The following is a 16,573-nucleotide window of genomic DNA, read 5'->3' on the forward strand; positions in this document are numbered from 1 at the left end:
GGCGGGATCGCCGCCAAAAACGGACGCCGGTCCTCAAGACCGGCGCCAAGCACAGAGAGCCTGAACGGTGCCCATCGGTTCCCTCAATGGATGCGTGTCCGCCCTCGCGCCGTGCAATCTAACAGAGCGCGCGTGACATGTAAGAGGCCGTGTCCCGCCGGTCCCAGGGTCAACGGGGGCCTGCCGGTTGCCGTTTTTTGAGGCAGAGCCGGTCGATTGCTGCATCGGTCATCGCGACGTGGCAGGCTGTCCGGCATGTTCCAAGCCATTTCTTGTGAAAGGTTGCCCGTGCGCACATTCCGTCTGTCTTCTCCGCTGGTGTCCCTGGTCCTGGCCGGCACGGCCTGGCTGGGCACCCTGCCCGCGCACGCCGGTGAGTTGCCCCACAGCGCCGATCTGAGCTACCAGGTCACCTGGGGCGTCATCAGCCTGAACGCCGAACAGCATTGGAAGCTGGAAGGCGACCGCTACACCCTCAGCACCGAGCTGAAACTGCCGCTGGCCTTCAAGAACCGTCGCTACGTCAGCCAGGGCCGGGTCGGCCCGCATGGGCTGGAGCCGGCCACTTATGAAGATTTCGAGGTGGGTGACCCGAAGCCGCGTTCTGTCGCCAAGGTGGACCGCACGGCCGGGGTGGTGACCTATGGCCGCACCGCAGTGCCTCTGCATGAAAAACCGCTCTCGGCCGGTCTGCAGGACATCAATGCCCTGGCTTACCAGTTGATGTGGCTGGGTGAGGGCGTGGTGGGCAAGACGGTGCCGGTGACGAACGGCCGCAACGTGGTGATGCACCAGTTCTCCAAGCTGCCCGATGGCTCGGCCAGCTACGCCGGCAAGAGCTATCCCACCCAGCGCCTGGCCAGCACCAGCCCGGAGGGCGGCTTTGAAGTGGGTCTGGCGCCTGGCCTGGGCGGCTTGCCGCTGCGCATCGTGCGCGTGCAGGACGGCAAGACCCTCACCTTCACCGCCACCCAGGTTCGCTACACCCCCTGACCGGGGGTCTCTTCGGGGTTGAAAACGGCCCGAAAGGGCCTGTCGCTGGAAAAAGTGAGAAGGCTGTTATTCCTCCTGTCTTCTTAGTTCTTTAATTGGTGGTTGTAGTAGAGGGCGCCTGCTTCTGTGGACAACCTTGTTTTTTTGTTTTGAGTCAATGACTTGTGAAGCCTGAAACACTGTGGTCCGAGGTCTGTGGATGAAGGGGACGAAAAGACAACAACCTGGCGATCGGCGTTCGGCCTGTGGATAACAGGGTTCTTGTTCAAAACTTGTCCACAGAGCTGTGCCTTGACAGCGACTTGTCCACGGGCGCAGGCGACAATCGCGCCCCATGTCCCGTCCCCGCCCGGCCTGGCGGCCGGCGCCCCGTCACGGTGTGCCGGCCAGCTGCGTGGCCCTGCCCCATGACCAGCGCTGGCCCCGGCTGAGCGCCTTTCTGGCCTGGCGCCTGCCGGTGCTGGACGAAGCCCAATGGCAGGCCCGCCTGGCGGCAGGTGAGGTGCTGGACGCGCAGGGCGCCGCGCTGGCCGAGGACGCGCCCTACCGGGCCGGCGAGCGGGTCTGGTACTGGCGCGAGGTGCCCGGCGAGGTCGACATCCCGTTTGAAGAAGCGCTGCTGCACCTGGACGAGCGGCTGGTGGTGGTGGACAAGCCCCACTTCCTGCCGATGGCGCCGGTGGGCCGCTACGCCCGCCACACCCTGCTGGCGCGCCTGCAGCGCCGCCTGGGCCTGACCGAGCTGACGCCGCTGCACCGCCTGGACCGGGAAACCGCCGGCGTGGTGGTGTTCAGCCGCCGGCCCGAGGACCGCAACGCCTACCAGGCCCTGTTCCGCGAACGGCAGGTGCAGAAGGTCTATGAAGCCCTGGCGCCCTACCGGCCGGCGCTGGCCCAGCCGCTGCAGCGCCGCAGCCGGCTGGAACCTTCCCCCCAGCGCATGCAGATGCACGAGGTGCCCGGTGAGCCGAACACCGAGACCTGGATCGAGATGCTCGACCACGACGAAGTGCATGCCCACTACCGCCTGACCCCGCACACCGGCAAGACCCACCAGCTGCGGGTGCACATGCTGGCGCTGGGCGCGCCGCTGCTGGGCGACACCATCTACCCGGTGCTGCAGCCCGAGCCCGCGCCCGGTCAGGCGCCGGATTTCCGCCGGCCGCTGCAGTTGCTGGCCCGCCGGCTGAGCTTCACCGACCCGATCACCGGCGAAGCACTGTGCTTTGAGAGCCAGCGCACGCTGGCCTGGCCGGTGGGCTGATCAGCGCGGGTTGCCGTCCAGGCGGGGTTCTTCCACGCCGGTGGCGTGGTTCAGGCGCATCAGCGTCAGCGGCCCGGGCAGGCCATCGGCCTTCAGGCCCTGGGCGATCTGGAAGGCCCGGATCCGGTCGGCCAGGCTGGCCGCGTCGTCCTGGGGTCGACCGCCGTCCAGCCGGGCCAGCCGCTCGGCCAGCCAGATCCCGGTGGGGCCGTCGGCCACCAGCAGGCCGTCGCCCGGGGTGTCGGGCGGGCTGCGCCAGAGGGTGTTGAACTCGCCGCGCCACGCGCTGGCGATCTTCAGCAGCGGCACCGTCAGCGCCCGGCCATCGCCGGTGTCCAGCTCGGCCTCATCGCCCTTCAGCCGGCGCAACAGCACCCGCGTGCTGCGGCCCTCCGGGGTGGTCAGGGTCAGCCAGCCCGGCCGGTCCAGCAGACGCACCGCGCCCATGCCGCCCAGGCTGGTGTGGCAGCGCAGCCCGGCCGCCGGGGCGCTGGCGCAGGGCGCGTCGCTGGCAGGCAGTTGCACCTGCCACAGGGCCGCCAGCCGCTGCCAGGCTTGTGCCTCGTTCAAGGGGTGAACGAACAACGGGGCCAGCGGATCGGCCGGGTTGGCGTGGGGGGCCATGGCCAGCACCGAGGGGCGCGCCGGCGTGGCCGGTGGGGCGGAGGACGCCTCCACCGGGACGCTGGCTGCGCTGGCCGCCGTGGCCAAGGCGCTGGTGGCGGCTGGCCGGGCGGGGCCGAACGGACCCCATTGCGTCAGGCCGAACAGCACGGCGGCGCCTACCGCCCCGCCGGCCAGCCAGCGCACCGCCTGCAACGGCCGGTTGCGCAGCGCCGGCAGGTCGAACACCTCGGCCGCAGCCTGGTCCACCAAGGCCTTGTCCACCCGGTGCTGGCCGCGTTCGCAGGCCAGGGTCAGGGCCCGGTCACACAGCACGTTGATGCGCCGTGGCGTGCCCTGGCAGAGCCGGTGGACGCGGCGGATCGCCTCGTCGTCAAACGGCAGCGGGCCCATCAGCCCGGCCACGGTCAGGCGGTGGACCACATAAGCCTCGGTCTCGTCGCGCGACAAGGCCTTCAGGTGAAAGCGCGCCACGATGCGCTGCGCCACAGGGGCCAGCTCGGGGTGCTCCAGCAGCTGGCGCAGCTCGGGCTGGCCGATCAGCAGCACCTGCACCAGTTTGTCCTCGTTGGTCACCAGGTTGGTCAGCAGCCGCAGCTGTTCCAGCACCGGCAGCGCCAGGGCCTGGGCCTCGTCCACCACCACCAGCGTGCGCCGCCCCTGGGCGTGGGACAGCAGCAGGTGGCCGTGCAGCGCGTCGATCAGGTCGGCCTCGGCGCCGGGGCGGTCGGCGTCGGGCGGCAGCTCCACCTGCAGGCTCTCGCACAGGCGCTTGAGCAGCGCCTGCACGCTCATCTTCGGGTTGACCACGTAGGCCACGTCCAGCCCGGCCGGCAGCTGCTCCAGAAAAGACCGCCACACGGTCGTCTTGCCCGCGCCGATCTCGCCCGTCAGCAGCACAAAGCCGCCGGCCCGGCGCAGACCGTAATTCAGGTAGCCCAGCGCATCACGATGCTGCTGGCTGAGGTAGAGAAAGCGCGGATCGGGGGCGACCGAGAAGGGCTCGCGGCTCAGGCCGAAGAACGATTCGTACATGGGCCGCAGCATAGCGGCGGGGGGGCGGGCTTGGGGCGAGTTGCGTCAGCAATCGACCGGGAGCGGAAATTCGGATGGGTGCAGGGAGGTGCTGGTAAAGCTCACCGGCGCACTGCGGCGCCATGTCAGGCCTCAGCTGCGTTGCTCGTTGAGGCCAGCTGAGACTGGCAAAGCATCCGCACAGCACAGCTGCGGAAGCAACACAGCGACCAGGATTGTGTTGAGCGGTCTCAGCGCCCGCATGTAGAGCGAAGCCGCAAGGAAGCGTGCGATGAGTCTCGCGGTTGCTGCGACAGCGGGACATGCTGCCCTCCGCGCCATGTGCAGACCGACAGCAAGATCGTTGGAAAAACTTCGGAGCGCAACTACTGCGAGAAGTGCAGTCGCCTCCACCCCGAAATACTGAACAAGCAGCAGCAGGGCACGTAGCTCAGGCGTTGTGACCAAGATAAGGGCGACAGCAAGCGCGATCGCCGCTGCTTGCCAACGTCCTTTGCGAATCGCACTGACCATTGCGTTTCGGAATTCATCGAGCGCCATGATATGTGTTCAATGAGGTCCAACGTTTGAGCTGAGGCGCGAGTCGGCTCCAGCGAAGGGCTAGCCGTCACTGCGCGACCAGACGGCTCTTTGCCAGTAACTCCGGGAGGCTGGCCGTTAACTCCACCCCCTTTGCATTCTCTCGAGTGACCTGGAACCCGAGGCGAGCATGGAAGGCCATGGAAAGGCGGTTGGTCTTGTAGACATTGCTGCGCAGGGAAGTAATGCCACGGCGCGATGCAATGTCCAGGAGTTGAGCGAAGAGAGCGCGGAACACTGGCGCGCTGCGATGCTCGGGGTGGGTGTTGAAGCCTGTGACGAACCACTGACCGGCCTCTTGGGGCTGAAGCATGGCGTAGGCGACAAGAACGCCCTGGCGGCGCACGACTGCGAGCTCGGAGATGGGGAGCGAGGCTTCGATCGACTTGCGCAAGCGTTCTGGATCGAGCTGATCGCCTGCGCGTTCCGTGTGTTCGCGGAGCGTCAGTAGGTCGAGCTCGAGGATCTCGTGAACTGTGGGCACTTGGTGACGGCTAAGGAAGGTCTGCAAAACCCCGTTCCCGAACCCCGTGGTCAGGTGAATCAGGGGTGAGATTTCGCGATGCGCAAGGCTTGCCCGATCTCTCGCTCGGAAGGCCCTTTCGGCAGGCCGATTCGGCCTGTGCGGCGGCCCTTTTGCGCATTTCGGGCGCACTCATGCCTGCTCCGCCAACAACTGCCGGCGCGCCATCCACACATTGCCCTGCGCAAACATCACCTGCAGCCTCGCCGTGTTCTTGGCCAGCCCGCGGTAGCGCACCTTGGCGTGGCAGAACTGCTGCTTGATCACCCGAAACGGGTGCTCCACCTTGGCCCGGATGCTGGCCTTGATCTGCTCGACCCGGTCGATGGCTTGGGCCAGTGCACGGGTCTTGTCCAGCGCCGCGCGTTTGCCCGGGCGCATGGCGATGTGCCAATTCACCGTCAGGTCCTGGGCCTCGGGCCGCTTGTCCACGCCTTGGTAGCCCGCGTCCGCAAAGATGTCCTGCTCCTGCCCGTGCAGCAGTTGTGTGGCCTGGGTGACGTCGTTAACGTTGGCCGCTGTGCCGATGACCGTGTGCACCAGCCCCGACTCGGCATCCACCCCGATGTGCGCCTTCATCCCGAAGTGCCACTGGTTGCCCTTCTTGGTCTGGTGCATCTCGGGGTCGCGCTCACCCTGGGCGTTCTTGGTGGAGCTGGGCGCGGCAATCAGCGTGGCATCCACCAGCGTGCCGGTCTTGAGCATGAGCCCTTGTGCGGCCAGGTGGGCGTTGATCGTCTCCAGGATCTCGGGGGCCAGATGCTGTTTCTCCAGCAGGTGGCGAAACCGCAGGATCGTTGTCTCGTCGGGCAACCGGGCCCGGCCGGAGAGCCCCGCGAATTCCCGGTACAGCGGGCGTTCGTGCAGTTCTTCTTCCATGGCCGGGTCGCTCAGGTTCCACCACAGTTGCAGGCAGTGGATGCGCAGCATCGTCTCCACAGCAAACGGCGGGCGTCCGCCCAGCGCTTGGTGCGCTCCACGCGCATGTGGCTGAATCAGTGCCACCAGCGCCGCCCACGGCACCACCCGGTTCATCTCCTCCAGGAAGATCTCCTTGCGCGTCTTCTTGGGCAGGGGATCAAACCCCAGCATCTGCTGCTCTTGCGTCATGTGCGCCATCTTGCCTGCGGCTCAGGCTGGATGCCAGTCAGAAGCGGGGTTTTGCAGACCTTCCTTAGGCGATTCGCATATCCCCTATGCGCGGCCTGTCGCAGTCTCCGGGGCCCTGCGAACGCCCCGATCCGACGTGCTGGAGGCTTGCTTGGAGCGCGTCGCATCGTACGCCAGCGCACCGACCGGTCGGTTCGGGCTACCTATCCTTGGCAGACTGCATCCCCCAAAACGCGGGCGCCGTGTGCGTTCGCATTCATCCATCAAGGAGATCCTCATGAACTGGGAACGAATTCAAGGGCAATGGAAGCAAGTAGCCGGCAAGGTCAAGGAACAGTGGGGCAAACTCACTGACGACGATCTCGACGTCGTCGGCGGCCGGCGCGAACAGTTCGTCGGCAAGATTCAGGAACGCTACGGCATTGCCAAGGATGAGGCCGAACATCAGCTTGCCGAGTGGGAGCGCAAGGCCAACGATGCTTGGTTCGCCCCGTCGTCATCCAAGCACCCCTGAGCGGTCGCCACACCTTCGGTCGCGAGAGGCCCGGGATGGACCGTCAGCGCCGACGGCGTGCGGCAGATGCGGCACGGCCATCACCTGGCAGAGCCCGGACCGCGCAAGACGAGCGGTCATGATCTCCCCGCGCCGCCACGCTGAACGCCACCGCACCGACCGCATCGGCTGGTTGCGCGCTGCTGTGCTGGGCGCCAACGATGGCATCGTCTCGACCGCCAGTCTGGTGGTCGGCGTTGGCGCGGCCGGCACCGGCCAGGCGGGCCTGCTGGTGACCGGCGCTGCCGGGCTGGTGGCTGGCGCGATGTCGATGGCGGCCGGGGAGTACGTCTCGGTGCATTCACAGTCCGATACGGAGAAGGCCGATATCGCGAGGGAGCGTTCCGAACTGGCCACCGACTTTTCCGCCGAGCAGCGAGAGCTGGCGGCGCTGTACTTGGCACGCGGCTTGGAGCCCGGGCTGGCGCAGCGCGTCGCAGCGCAATTGATGGCGCACGACGCCCTCGGTGCCCATTCGCGCGACGAACTTGGCATCTCCGACGCGGTGAGCGCGCGGCCGGTGCAGGCCGCGCTGGCTTCGGCGGCGAGCTTCGCAGCCGGCGCGGGGCTGCCGTTGTCGGTGACCGCCCTGGCGCCGGCGTCCGCGCTGATGGCCTGGGTGGGTGTGACCTCGCTCGTCTTCCTGGCGGTCCTCGGGGCGCTGGCGGCACGCGCCGGCGGTGCCGCCCCGCTGATCGGTGCCTGGCGCGTCACCTTCTGGGGCGCGCTGGCGATGGGGATCACGGCCGGCGTGGGGGCGATGTTTGGCGCCATCGCCTGAGGTGGGGCGCGCCGTTGAACACGACGCACTGCCACCGACTGTTCGCCAGCGCACAGAAGTCGGCCGGTGCCACCCTTAAGCTGGACTTCCAGATCGTGTCACTCATAGGAGGTTCGCATGAGACGCACCATTCCCCACCTGCTTGCCGTCGCCTCCGTGGTATCCCCGTTCACGGCCGCTGGCTGCGCGGTCACCCGTAGGCAGGAGTTGGTCGGATCCTCCATTGACGACGCCACGATCATTACCCAGATCAAGAACCGTTTCGTCGAGAGCAAGCAGGTTGCGCGCAATGTCAATGGCGTGAAGGCGGTCCGTCACGAGATCGCCGTCCGGCCTTAAATCTCAATGACGCAAGAGGGCACCATGCTCGAAACCCTGGCCATCATCCTGCTTGTGCTGTGGCTGTTAGGACTGGTGAGTTCGTACACGTTGGGCGGCTTCATTCACCTGTTGCTCCTGCTCGCGGTCGTGCTCGTTCTGGTTCGGCTGATCCGTGGGCGCAGCACTTTCTAGGAATCGTCATGAATGCCATTCGGATCGCGGCCATTGCACTCGTCGTCGCGGGCGTGATCGCCCTGCTCTACGGCGGCTTCAGCTACACGAGGCAGACTCATCAGGCAAAGCTCGGGACATTGGAACTTTCGGTCACGGAGAAGAAGACCGTGAACATCCCGTTGTGGGTCGGGGTTGGTGCGATTGTGATCGGCGGCGTGCTGTTGGTCGCGGGTCGTGCCAAGGGCTGAGGCACACGTCGTCCGCAACGATCGCCGCGAGGACACATGGGTGCTCGAACTGCCATGTCGACGCCATCGAAGAACAGTGGAACTGTGCAACTCACGGTAACCACCACTCGAAGAGCGCTTGGGATCAGACAGTCAGGCCACGCTGGGGGCAGGTCACGAAGCCAAAACCGAGCAAACCGAGTGAGCACCGTCCAATTGTTGGTAACGGAGCGCCAGTGTGCTGGTTGGCAGTAACCCGCCGGGGAGATGGCTTTCACCTCTGGCCGTTCGCCACAAGCGAAAACTCTGAAGGCCGACCAGCTGAGCCGATTCCCTCAGCCCGCCCGAATCAGCGCCCTATCAAGCGGTGCAATCCAGCAACGACCCCACCATGCTGCCCTCGGCCTTGAGGGTCAGCACATTGGCCTGGAAGTTGTAGAGCGCCACCTTCTGGTTGACCAGATCCTCTTCCAGCCGGGAGGTGCTGGCGCCGTCCGCGCTTTGAGCGTCGAGCTGGCGCAGCTGGGTGTCCACGCCACCCTCAGCCCGGGCGGTTTGCGTCACCTCTAGGGGCCGAAAGTTCGGCGTGACAACGTTGGCGATGTTGTGGGCCGAGGCGTCCAGCCGCGCCTGCGCCGCGGCCAGGCCGCTGGAGGCGATGGTGGGCAGGGTGACGGACATGCCCGGATGATCGTCCGATCAGCGGGGGAGTTAAGCCGCTGCTCCGGCTTTACATCGCGGCGACGATTTCGTTCGGGATGCTGGTGAGCGACACCGTGCGGCGCACGCCGCCGCGTTTGAGCGCTTCCTTGGGCATGCCGAAGACCACGCAGCTGGCTTCGTCCTGCGCCAGGGTGTGGGCGCCGGCCTGGTGCATTTCCAGCATGCCGGCGGCGCCGTCGTCGCCCATGCCGGTCATGATGATGCCCAGCGCATTGGCGCCCGCGGCCTTGGCCACGGAGCGGAACAGCACGTCCACCGAGGGTTTGTGGCGGCTCACCAGCGGGCCGTCGCGCACCTCCACCCGGTACTGCGCGCCGCTGCGTTGCAGCAGCAGGTGGCGCCCGCCGGGGGCGATCAGGGCCTGGCCGGGCACCACGCGGTCGTTGTTCTCAGCCTCTTTGACGCGGATCTGGCAGAGCCGGTCCAGCCGGTCGGCAAAGGCGGCGGTGAACTTCTCGGGCATGTGCTGGACGATGACCAGGCCCGGGCAGACGCGCGGCAGCCGGGTCAGCACCTCTTCCAGCGCCTGGGTGCCACCGGTGGAGGTGCCGATGGCGACGATGCGTTCGGTGGTCTGCGACATGGCGCGCGGCCCGCCGGCCGGCAGCACGGCGTCGGCGCTGAGCTTGGGGGGCGGGTGCGGCACGCCGGCGGCGGCGACGGGCGCGGCGGCCGGGGCCCGGCCGGCCAGGCGCTGCACATTGGCCCGGGCGGCGGCGCGCACGGTGCGCAGCAGTTCGTCGGCCGATTCGGTCAGGAACTGCTTGAGGCCCAGCTTGGGCTTGGTGACCACGGCCACCGCGCCGGCGGCCAGCGCGTCCATCGTCGTCTTGGCGCCTTTTTCGGTCAGCGTGGAGCAGATGACGACCGGGGTCGGCCGCTCGGCCATGATCTTGCGCAGGAAGGTGATGCCGTCCATGCGCGGCATTTCCACGTCCAGCACGATCACGTCGGGCCAGCTCTGCTTCAGGCGTTCGATGGCCAGCAGCGGGTCGGCCACGGCGGCCATCAGCGCGATGTCGGGGGCGTCGCGCAGCAGGGCTTGCATCACCTGCCGCACCACGGCGGAGTCGTCCACCACCAGGACCTTGATCGGAGGGGGCATGCTTCGGATTCCGGGGTTCAGACCTTGCGGTAGATGGAGGGGGCGACCTGCTCGACCGGGGCGCCCACGTCGTTGAGGTTTTCCGAGTGGCCGATGCAGAACCAGCCGCCGCGCGGCAGGGTCTCCAGCACCCGGTGCACCACCTGGCGCTTGGTCTCGGGGTTGAAATAGATCAGCACGTTGCGCAGGAAGACCATGTCGAAGCTGCCCAGGGTGGGCAGGCGCTCGTTGAGGTTCAGGTGCAGGAAGTTCACCTTCTGGCGCAGCGGGCGCTGGATCAGCAGCGTGCCGGTCTGCGGGCCGGTGCCCTTCATGCAGAAGCGCCGCAGGTAGTCGCCCGGCATCTGGCGGATGCGCTCCATCGGGTAGTGGCCCTGGCGGGCGCGGGCCAGCACGCGGGTGCTGATGTCGGTGCCCACCACCTCATACGGGTGCTCGCCACGCACATCGGCCAGCACCATCGCCATGCTGTAAGCCTCTTCGCCGGTCGAGCTGGCGGCGCTCCAGATGCGAAAGGGCTGGTGGCTGGGGCTGGCCTGGGCCACCCGGCGCAGCAGCTCGAAGTGCTTGGGCTCGCGGAAGAAGTAGGTCTCGTTGGTGGTCAGCAGGTCCACCGCGATCTGCGCTTCGGCGTGTTCCTCGCGCTGCTCCAGCAGCGCCAGGTAGTCGTGAAAGCTGTCCAGCTGCCGGGCGGCCAGCCGCTTGGCCAGCCGGCCGACGACCAGTGACTTCTTGGCCGACGACAGCGAGATGCCAGCCGCGCCGTGGATGAAGCGCTGGAAGCGCTGGAACTCGTGATCGCTCAGGGTGTGCATGGGCGGTCTCGTGGAAGGGAAGAGGGACGGCGGTGGGGGGGCCGTCGGGTTCAGTGGGCACGCAGCTCGGGCAGCCGCTCGCGGTGCTGGCGCACCCAGGCATACAGCGCCTCGCCGGGCATGGGGCGGCCGATCAGCCAGCCCTGGCCGATGTCGCAGCCCAGGGTCTGCAGCAGCCGCCAGTCCTCCAGCGTCTCAATGCCCTCGGCCACGCTGACCAGGCCGAGCTGGCGGCACATCTCCAGCGCCGAGCGCAGGATGACCTGCAGATGCGGCCGCTGCTGGGCGCCACAGACAAAGGAGCGGTCGATCTTCAGCTCGGTGAAGGGGATGCGGGCGAGCTGCTGCATCGACGAGAAGCCGGTGCCGTAGTCGTCGATCGACAGGCCGAAGCCGCGCAGCCGCAGCCGCGTCAGGCGGGTCAGGGCCACGCCCAGCCGGGTGCTCAGCGAGCTCTCAGTGATCTCCATCACGATCTGGTGGTGCTCCAGCCCGTGGGTGGCCACCCGGTCGGTGACCTGCTCGACCAGGTCCTGGCATTCCAGCAGCTTGGGCGACAGGTTGATGGCCAGCGACACGCTGAGCCCGTGCGAGCGCCAGGCCGCAGCCTGGGCCAGCGCCTGCTCGGTGACGGCGATGGTCAGCGGGCCGATCAGGCCCTCGCGCTCGGCCAGCGGGATGAACTGGTCCGGCGCGATCGGCCCCAGCTCCGGGTGGGTCCAGCGCGCCAGGGCCTCCACCCCCCGCAGCAGGCCGCTGCGGATGTCCACCTTGGGCTGGTAGTGCACCTGCAGCAGGCCTTGGCGCAGGGCGCTGTCCAGGTCGCTGGCCGACACCCGCGGCAGCACCGGCCGGGCCTGTGTGGAGCGCACCGGCAGGGCACTGTGCAGGGTCTCGCGCAGCCGTTCCAGCGTCAGCGGCTTGCGCAGCGTGGCCACCATGGGCAGGCCCAGCTCGACCCCCAGCGTGCACACCGAATCCAGCAGGATCTGCTCGCGCGAGGAGACGATCAGCACCGGAAAGCCCACCCGGCGGCGGTGCAGCTGCTCAATGAACTCGATGCCGTCCATGCCGGGCATCTCCAGGTCCACCACCAGCAGGCTGGGCGGCAGCACCAGCAGGGCCAGCAGGTCCAGCGCCTCCAGGCCGTTGCAGGCTTCGTAGATCAACTCGATGCCCAGGTCCCGGCAGAGCTGGGCCGCATGGGCCCGCTGCACCGCGCTGTCATCGACCACCAGCACCGACCGGTATCCGCCGGGCGTCGGGACGGAGCTGTCTTCTGCAGGGATGGCGGTCACGGCGGGGTCCTCCGTCAGGCGGGGATGGCCTCGGCGATCGGCGCGATGAGCTCGGGGGCCCCGAGCTCCGTCAGCTCGTCCATCGCCAGCGCCTGCTCGGCGTTGAGGAGGATGACGAAGCGGTCGCGCACCTTGCCCATGCCGGCGATGAAGTCGCGCCGGATGCGGGTGCCGAAGGCCGGCGGCGGCTCGATCTCGGTGGCCGGGATGTCCAGCACCTCGCTGACCGCATCGACCACCACGCCAACGACCTGGCGTTCATCGGCCTGGGCGATTTCCAGGATCACGATGCAGGTGCGGCGCGAGACCGGGCTGGCCGGGCGGCCGAAGCGGGCCTGCAGGTCCACCACCGGCACCACGGCGCCGCGCAGGTTGATCACCCCGCGCACGCTGGCCGGCATCATCGGGACATCCGTGGGCGTGCGGTACTCGATGATCTCCTTGATGGCCAGGATGCCCAGGGCAAACATCTCGCTGCCCAGCAGGAAGGTCAGGTACTGTGTTGGCTCGGCCGCGGCGGCGGCCTCGACAGGGCGGTTCATGGGTCACCTCCCTCAGAAGTTGGTGAACTGCGATTCGTCGATCTCGCCAACGCCGGCCGTGGCCAGGCTCTTGCTGCTCAGCACCGGGCTCTTGCGGGCGCTGCCCTTGGCGGTCTGGATGGCGCGTCGCGCCGGGGCGGCGGCCTGACCCTGGGCCAGACCCGGACGGACCTTGAAGAAGCCCATCGCGCGCTGCAGCTCCTCGGCCTGGCTGCTCATCTCCTCGCTGGTGGCAGCCAGTTCCTCGGAGCTGGCGGCGTTCTGCTGGGTGGTCTGGTTGAGCTGGCCGACGGCGGTGTTGATCTGGCTGACACCGGTGGCCTGCTCTTCCGAGGCGGCGGTGATCTCCTGCACCAGGTCGGAGGTCTTCTTGATGTTGGGCACCATCTCGTCGAGCAGCTTGCCGGCGCGCTCGGCCAGTTCCACGCTGGAGCCGGCGACATCGCTGATCTCCTGCGCGGCGACCTGGCTGCGCTCGGCCAGCTTGCGCACCTCGGCGGCCACCACCGCGAAGCCCTTGCCGTGCTCGCCGGCCCGGGCAGCCTCGATGGCGGCGTTCAGGGCCAGCAGGTTGGTCTGGTAGGCGATGTCGTCGATGATGCCGATCTTCTGGGCGATCTGTTTCATCGCGCTGACGGTGGCCTTCACCGCTTCGCCGCCTTCGCTGGCCTGGGCCGCGGCCTGGGTGGCCATGCTGTCGGTGACACGGGCGTTCTCGGTGTTCTGGGCGATCGAGGCGGCGGCCTGCTCGACGGTGGCGCTGGTCTCTTCGACTCCGGCGGCCTGCTCAGCGGCGGCCTGGCTCAGCGACTGCGCCGTGGCGCTCACCTCTTCGGAGGCCCCGGCCAGCGCCTCGGCGCTGCTGTTGACCTCGCCCACCACCAGCGACAGCTTGTTGGTCATGGCCTTCAAGGCGGCCAGCATGCTGGCGTCATCGCCCTTCTTGGTCTCGACGTCGACGGTCAGGTCGCCTTCGGAGACGCGCTTGAGCACCTGGGCCGCATAGGCCGGCTCGCCGCCCAGCAGCTTGAGCAGGCTGCGGGTGATCAGGATGCCCACCACCGTGGCCAGCACCAGGGCGGAGACGGTCAGCGTCAGCACCAGCGAGCGGGTCGACAGGTAGGTGGCCGCGGCTTCCTCGGCTGCGGTGTCCATGATTTCCGTGACATAGGTGGCCAGGGCGCTGACCGACACCTCAAAGGCGGTGTTGGCCGGGGCGAATTCGTCATGCAGGTACTGGGTGGCGCGGGCCTTGTCGGTGCGGGCCAGCTCCTGCAGCGGCGGGTACTTGCTGCGCAGGATCTCGCGCTTGTCGCTGATGTCCTTCAGCAGGGCCTTGCCCTTCTCGGAGGAGATGGACTTCTCCAGCGTGTCCATCATCTTGCTGGCCGAGGCGCTGTTGGCGGCCATCTTGCTCTGGAGGTCGCTGTACTCGGCATCGCTGTTGGCCAGCACCAGGGCGCGGGCCTTGCGGCCGTTGTCGATGGACAGGGCCACCAGGTCCTTGGCCATCACGGTTTTGGGCACGCGGTCCTGCACGATCAGGCTGGTGCCGTCGTTGAGCGCGGCCATGCGGGTGATGCTCAGGCCGGCCAGCGCAAGCAGCAGCGCGATGAGCACTCCAAACCCCAGCGCAAGCCGGGTGGCGACTTTCATGGATCCGAACATGATGACGTTTCCTTCCCAGTGAAGACAGATGAATGACGGAGGGGACCTGAGCGCTGGGGGCGGTTCAGGGGATGGGGGTGGATGGCTCGGTGTGGTGCAGGACGCGGGCCATCAGCGAGGGCACATCGAGGATCAACGCGACCTCGCCGTTGCCCAGGATGCTGGAGCCCGCCAGGCCCTGCACCCGGGCAAAGACCTTGCTGAGCGGCTTGATCACGGTCTGGGCCTCGCCCAGCAGGCGGTCGACGATCAGGCCCATGCGCTGGTTGCCGTGGCGCAGCACGACGATGTTCTCGCGCGGGCCGGGCTGGCCGGGCAGCTCGAACAGCTCGCGCAGCCGCAGGAAGGGCAGCACCTGGCCGCGCAGGTTGGTGTAGTCGCGGTCGGGCTCGGCGCTGAAGGCCACGCATTCCTCGACCATCTCCAGCGGCAGCACGAACACCGCGTTGCCGACGGCGACCTGGAAGCCGTTGATGATGGCCAGGGTCAGTGGCAGGCGCACCGTCACGGTGGCGCCGTGGCCGGGCTGGCTGCCGATGTCGACCGAGCCGCGCAGCGCCATGATGTTGCGCTTGACCACATCCATGCCGACGCCGCGGCCGGACAGGTCGGTGATCTTCTCGGCGGTGGAGAAGCCGGGCTCGAAGATCAGGTTGTAGATCTGGCTGTCGCTGAGTGACTGGCCGGGCTCGACCAGGCCGCGCTCCAGGCCCTTGGCCAGGATGCGTTCCCGGTTCAGGCCGCCGCCGTCGTCGCTGACCTCGATCACGATGCTGCCGGAGTCATGGAAGGCGTTCAGCGTGAGCGTGCCCTGGGCCGGCTTGCCGCGCTCGGCGCGCACCTCGGCCGTCTCGATGCCGTGGTCCATCGCGTTGCGCACCAGGTGGGTCAGCGGATCGGCGATCCTCTCGACCACCGTCTTGTCCAGCTCGGTGTCCTCGCCATGGATGACCAGCGCGATGTCCTTGCCCAGCTCCTGCGCCACGTCGTGCACCACGCGGCGGAAGCGGCTGAAGGTGGCGCCGATCTTCACCATGCGCAGCTGCAGCGCGCTGTCGCGCATGTCCTCGACCAGGCCCGCCAGCAGCGAGGTGGCCTCGATGCTGGCGCCGTCGCCGCTGCGGCGCGCGGCCAGGCTGGCGCCGGCGGCCGCGGTGATCATCTCGCCCACCAGGTTGATCAGGTGGTCGAGCTTTTGCGCGTCGACCCGGATGGTGCCGCCGGTGGCACTGCCGGCATGGCTGGCATGGGCCTCCTTGACCTGCTGCTGGCGCGAGAGCGCCGCATCGACCAGGGCGGGCAGCACCGCGCCCTGCTCGACCAGGATCTCACCCAGCGGCGCGGCGGGCGTGACCTGTTGCTGGGCCAGGGCCTGGGCCAGTTCATGCTCGGTCAGCGAGCCGCAGCGCACCAGGATCTCGCCCAGGCGGGGCGGCTCTTCGCCGGCGTGCTGGATGAGATCGAAGTACTCGGAGACCTTGCTGCGCGGCGGCACGATGCGCACCTCCGCGTCGTCCAGCACGAACTCGAAGGTGCTCTCGATGGTGGCCTTGTCGGCGCAGCTGTCCAGCCCGATCTCGAAGCCCAGGTAGCAGGCCTCCGGGTCCAGCGCGGACAGGCCGGGCAGGCGGTCCTCGACCGTGACCACGCCGGTCAGCGTGCCCAGCTTGCCCAGGTAGCGGATGAAGGACAGCGGGTCCATGCCGTTGCGCAGCACCTCGGGGCCGAAGCGCAGCGACAGGTGCCAGTGGTCCGGGCCGCCCGTGGTGCCGGTGGCCGGGGCCGCCGCCGGGGCCAGCGGACCCGCGCTGGCCGGCGTGTTGCCCAGGTGCTGCTGCAGCCGGGCCAGCAGCGGGGCGTTGCGTTCGCCCCAGGCGGCTTCGCCGGCATCCTCGCCGCGGCCGATCGCATCGACCTGCAGGCTCATGTGGTCGCGCGCTTCCAGCAGCAGGCTGACCAGCGCCGGGTCCAGCGCCAGGTCACCGTCGCGCACCCGGTCCAGCACGCTCTCCAGCACATGGGTGAAGCGCACCACGCCGTCCAGCCCGAACAGGCCGGCCGAGCCCTTGATCGTGTGGGCGGCGCGGAAGATGGCGTTCACCAGCTCCTGGCGTTCCTCGCTGTCCAGCACGCTCAGCAGCGCGCCTTCCATTTCTTCCAACAGTTCGCGGCTCTCGGCCAGAAAGGTCGGCAGGGCCTGATCCATGTCCAAGGTGCTCATCGCAGGTCTCCAGGCGT

General features: G+C 68.1%; 18 protein-coding genes. 7 read left to right on the forward strand and 11 right to left on the reverse strand.

Features of this window, described 5'->3' with window-relative positions:
- Positions 1-288: 288 nt before the first annotated feature.
- Positions 289-993, forward strand: a complete 705-nt coding sequence (locus tag KGA65_RS18190; RefSeq protein WP_225864536.1) for a hypothetical protein — start codon at positions 289-291, stop codon at positions 991-993.
- 334 nt (positions 994-1,327) lie between these two features.
- On the forward strand, positions 1,328-2,257 hold the full coding sequence (locus tag KGA65_RS18195; protein ID WP_225864537.1) for a pseudouridine synthase: 930 nt from the start codon (positions 1,328-1,330) through the stop codon (positions 2,255-2,257).
- On the opposite strand, the gene KGA65_RS18200 is transcribed toward KGA65_RS18195, so the two are convergent.
- The 4 genes from KGA65_RS18200 to KGA65_RS18215 all read right to left on the reverse strand — a co-directional run bounded on the left by KGA65_RS18200 (position 2,258) and on the right by KGA65_RS18215 (position 6,128).
- On the reverse strand, positions 2,258-3,916 hold the full coding sequence (locus KGA65_RS18200; protein ID WP_225864538.1) for an AAA family ATPase: 1,659 nt from the start codon (positions 3,914-3,916) through the stop codon (positions 2,258-2,260).
- A 132-nt stretch (positions 3,917-4,048) separates the two neighbouring features.
- The gene (locus KGA65_RS18205; protein ID WP_225864539.1) at positions 4,049-4,456 is read right to left on the reverse strand and encodes a hypothetical protein; all 408 of its coding nucleotides are present in this window, start codon (positions 4,454-4,456) and stop codon (positions 4,049-4,051) included.
- Positions 4,457-4,523: 67 nt separating this feature from the next.
- The gene (locus tag KGA65_RS18210) at positions 4,524-4,979 is read right to left on the reverse strand and encodes a GNAT family N-acetyltransferase (protein WP_225864540.1); all 456 of its coding nucleotides are present in this window, start codon (positions 4,977-4,979) and stop codon (positions 4,524-4,526) included.
- A 171-nt stretch (positions 4,980-5,150) separates the two neighbouring features.
- A complete protein-coding gene (locus KGA65_RS18215) occupies positions 5,151-6,128 on the reverse strand; it encodes an IS5 family transposase (RefSeq protein WP_225864541.1) in 978 nt (325 codons plus the stop codon).
- Positions 6,129-6,405: 277 nt separating this feature from the next.
- Here KGA65_RS18215 and KGA65_RS18220 point away from each other — a divergent pair, with 277 nt between their 5' ends.
- From KGA65_RS18220 to KGA65_RS18240, 5 genes are all read left to right on the forward strand, one after another.
- Positions 6,406-6,642, forward strand: a complete 237-nt coding sequence (locus tag KGA65_RS18220; protein WP_225864542.1) for a CsbD family protein — start codon at positions 6,406-6,408, stop codon at positions 6,640-6,642.
- Between the two features lie 118 nt (positions 6,643-6,760).
- Positions 6,761-7,462: a VIT1/CCC1 transporter family protein gene (locus KGA65_RS18225; RefSeq protein WP_225864543.1), complete on the forward strand. Its 702-nt coding sequence runs from the start codon at positions 6,761-6,763 to the stop codon at positions 7,460-7,462.
- A 117-nt stretch (positions 7,463-7,579) separates the two neighbouring features.
- A complete protein-coding gene (locus KGA65_RS18230) occupies positions 7,580-7,801 on the forward strand; it encodes a hypothetical protein (RefSeq protein WP_225864544.1) in 222 nt (73 codons plus the stop codon).
- Positions 7,802-7,825: 24 nt separating this feature from the next.
- Positions 7,826-7,975, forward strand: coding sequence for a lmo0937 family membrane protein (locus KGA65_RS18235; RefSeq protein ID WP_225864545.1), 150 nt, complete (start codon positions 7,826-7,828; stop codon positions 7,973-7,975).
- Between the two features lie 8 nt (positions 7,976-7,983).
- Positions 7,984-8,205, forward strand: a complete 222-nt coding sequence (locus tag KGA65_RS18240) for a hypothetical protein (protein ID WP_225864546.1) — start codon at positions 7,984-7,986, stop codon at positions 8,203-8,205.
- A gap of 339 nt (positions 8,206-8,544) precedes the next feature.
- Here the strand turns inward: KGA65_RS18240 and KGA65_RS18245 are convergent, their stop codons facing one another.
- The 7 genes from KGA65_RS18245 to KGA65_RS18275 form a co-directional block, all read right to left on the reverse strand.
- On the reverse strand, positions 8,545-8,865 hold the full coding sequence (locus KGA65_RS18245) for a flagellar basal body protein (RefSeq protein WP_225864547.1): 321 nt from the start codon (positions 8,863-8,865) through the stop codon (positions 8,545-8,547).
- 49 nt (positions 8,866-8,914) lie between these two features.
- Entirely contained in the window at positions 8,915-10,012 is a 1,098-nt protein-coding gene (locus KGA65_RS18250; RefSeq protein WP_225864548.1) for a protein-glutamate methylesterase/protein-glutamine glutaminase, read from the reverse strand.
- Between the two features lie 17 nt (positions 10,013-10,029).
- Positions 10,030-10,827, reverse strand: coding sequence for a CheR family methyltransferase (locus tag KGA65_RS18255; RefSeq protein WP_225864549.1), 798 nt, complete (start codon positions 10,825-10,827; stop codon positions 10,030-10,032).
- A gap of 50 nt (positions 10,828-10,877) precedes the next feature.
- Complete coding sequence (locus KGA65_RS18260; protein ID WP_225864550.1) at positions 10,878-12,125, reverse strand: EAL domain-containing response regulator; 1,248 nt, start codon at positions 12,123-12,125, stop codon at positions 10,878-10,880.
- 14 nt (positions 12,126-12,139) lie between these two features.
- Positions 12,140-12,667, reverse strand: coding sequence for a chemotaxis protein CheW (locus tag KGA65_RS18265; RefSeq protein WP_225864551.1), 528 nt, complete (start codon positions 12,665-12,667; stop codon positions 12,140-12,142).
- 12 nt (positions 12,668-12,679) lie between these two features.
- The gene (locus KGA65_RS18270; protein WP_225864552.1) at positions 12,680-14,323 is read right to left on the reverse strand and encodes a methyl-accepting chemotaxis protein; all 1,644 of its coding nucleotides are present in this window, start codon (positions 14,321-14,323) and stop codon (positions 12,680-12,682) included.
- Positions 14,324-14,399: 76 nt separating this feature from the next.
- Positions 14,400-16,547 (reverse strand): chemotaxis protein CheA, encoded by a 2,148-nt coding sequence (locus tag KGA65_RS18275; RefSeq protein ID WP_225864641.1) that lies wholly within the window; start codon positions 16,545-16,547, stop codon positions 14,400-14,402.
- Positions 16,548-16,573: the final 26 nt, after the last annotated feature.

Origin of the sequence: Ideonella benzenivorans, from assembly GCF_020387415.1 — a bacterium.
Classification (GTDB): domain Bacteria; phylum Pseudomonadota; class Gammaproteobacteria; order Burkholderiales; family Burkholderiaceae_C; genus Ideonella; species Ideonella benzenivorans.

What these genes read in the sequence shown, in the direction of transcription:
- KGA65_RS18195 (WP_225864537.1), top strand. Translation starts at nt 1,328, where the DNA reads ATGTCCCGTCCCCGCCCGGCCTGGCGGCCGGCGCCCCGTCACGGTGTG.
- KGA65_RS18200 (WP_225864538.1), bottom strand. Translation starts at nt 3,916, where the DNA reads ATGTACGAATCGTTCTTCGGCCTGAGCCGCGAGCCCTTCTCGGTCGCC.
- KGA65_RS18205 (WP_225864539.1), bottom strand. Translation starts at nt 4,456, where the DNA reads ATGGCGCTCGATGAATTCCGAAACGCAATGGTCAGTGCGATTCGCAAA.
- KGA65_RS18215 (WP_225864541.1), bottom strand. Translation starts at nt 6,128, where the DNA reads ATGACGCAAGAGCAGCAGATGCTGGGGTTTGATCCCCTGCCCAAGAAG.
- KGA65_RS18220 (WP_225864542.1), top strand. Translation starts at nt 6,406, where the DNA reads ATGAACTGGGAACGAATTCAAGGGCAATGGAAGCAAGTAGCCGGCAAG.
- KGA65_RS18225 (WP_225864543.1), top strand. Translation starts at nt 6,761, where the DNA reads ATGATCTCCCCGCGCCGCCACGCTGAACGCCACCGCACCGACCGCATC.
- KGA65_RS18230 (WP_225864544.1), top strand. Translation starts at nt 7,580, where the DNA reads ATGAGACGCACCATTCCCCACCTGCTTGCCGTCGCCTCCGTGGTATCC.
- KGA65_RS18235 (WP_225864545.1), top strand. Translation starts at nt 7,826, where the DNA reads ATGCTCGAAACCCTGGCCATCATCCTGCTTGTGCTGTGGCTGTTAGGA.
- KGA65_RS18240 (WP_225864546.1), top strand. Translation starts at nt 7,984, where the DNA reads ATGAATGCCATTCGGATCGCGGCCATTGCACTCGTCGTCGCGGGCGTG.
- KGA65_RS18245 (WP_225864547.1), bottom strand. Translation starts at nt 8,865, where the DNA reads ATGTCCGTCACCCTGCCCACCATCGCCTCCAGCGGCCTGGCCGCGGCG.
- KGA65_RS18250 (WP_225864548.1), bottom strand. Translation starts at nt 10,012, where the DNA reads ATGCCCCCTCCGATCAAGGTCCTGGTGGTGGACGACTCCGCCGTGGTG.
- KGA65_RS18255 (WP_225864549.1), bottom strand. Translation starts at nt 10,827, where the DNA reads ATGCACACCCTGAGCGATCACGAGTTCCAGCGCTTCCAGCGCTTCATC.
- KGA65_RS18265 (WP_225864551.1), bottom strand. Translation starts at nt 12,667, where the DNA reads ATGAACCGCCCTGTCGAGGCCGCCGCCGCGGCCGAGCCAACACAGTAC.
- KGA65_RS18270 (WP_225864552.1), bottom strand. Translation starts at nt 14,323, where the DNA reads ATGAAAGTCGCCACCCGGCTTGCGCTGGGGTTTGGAGTGCTCATCGCG.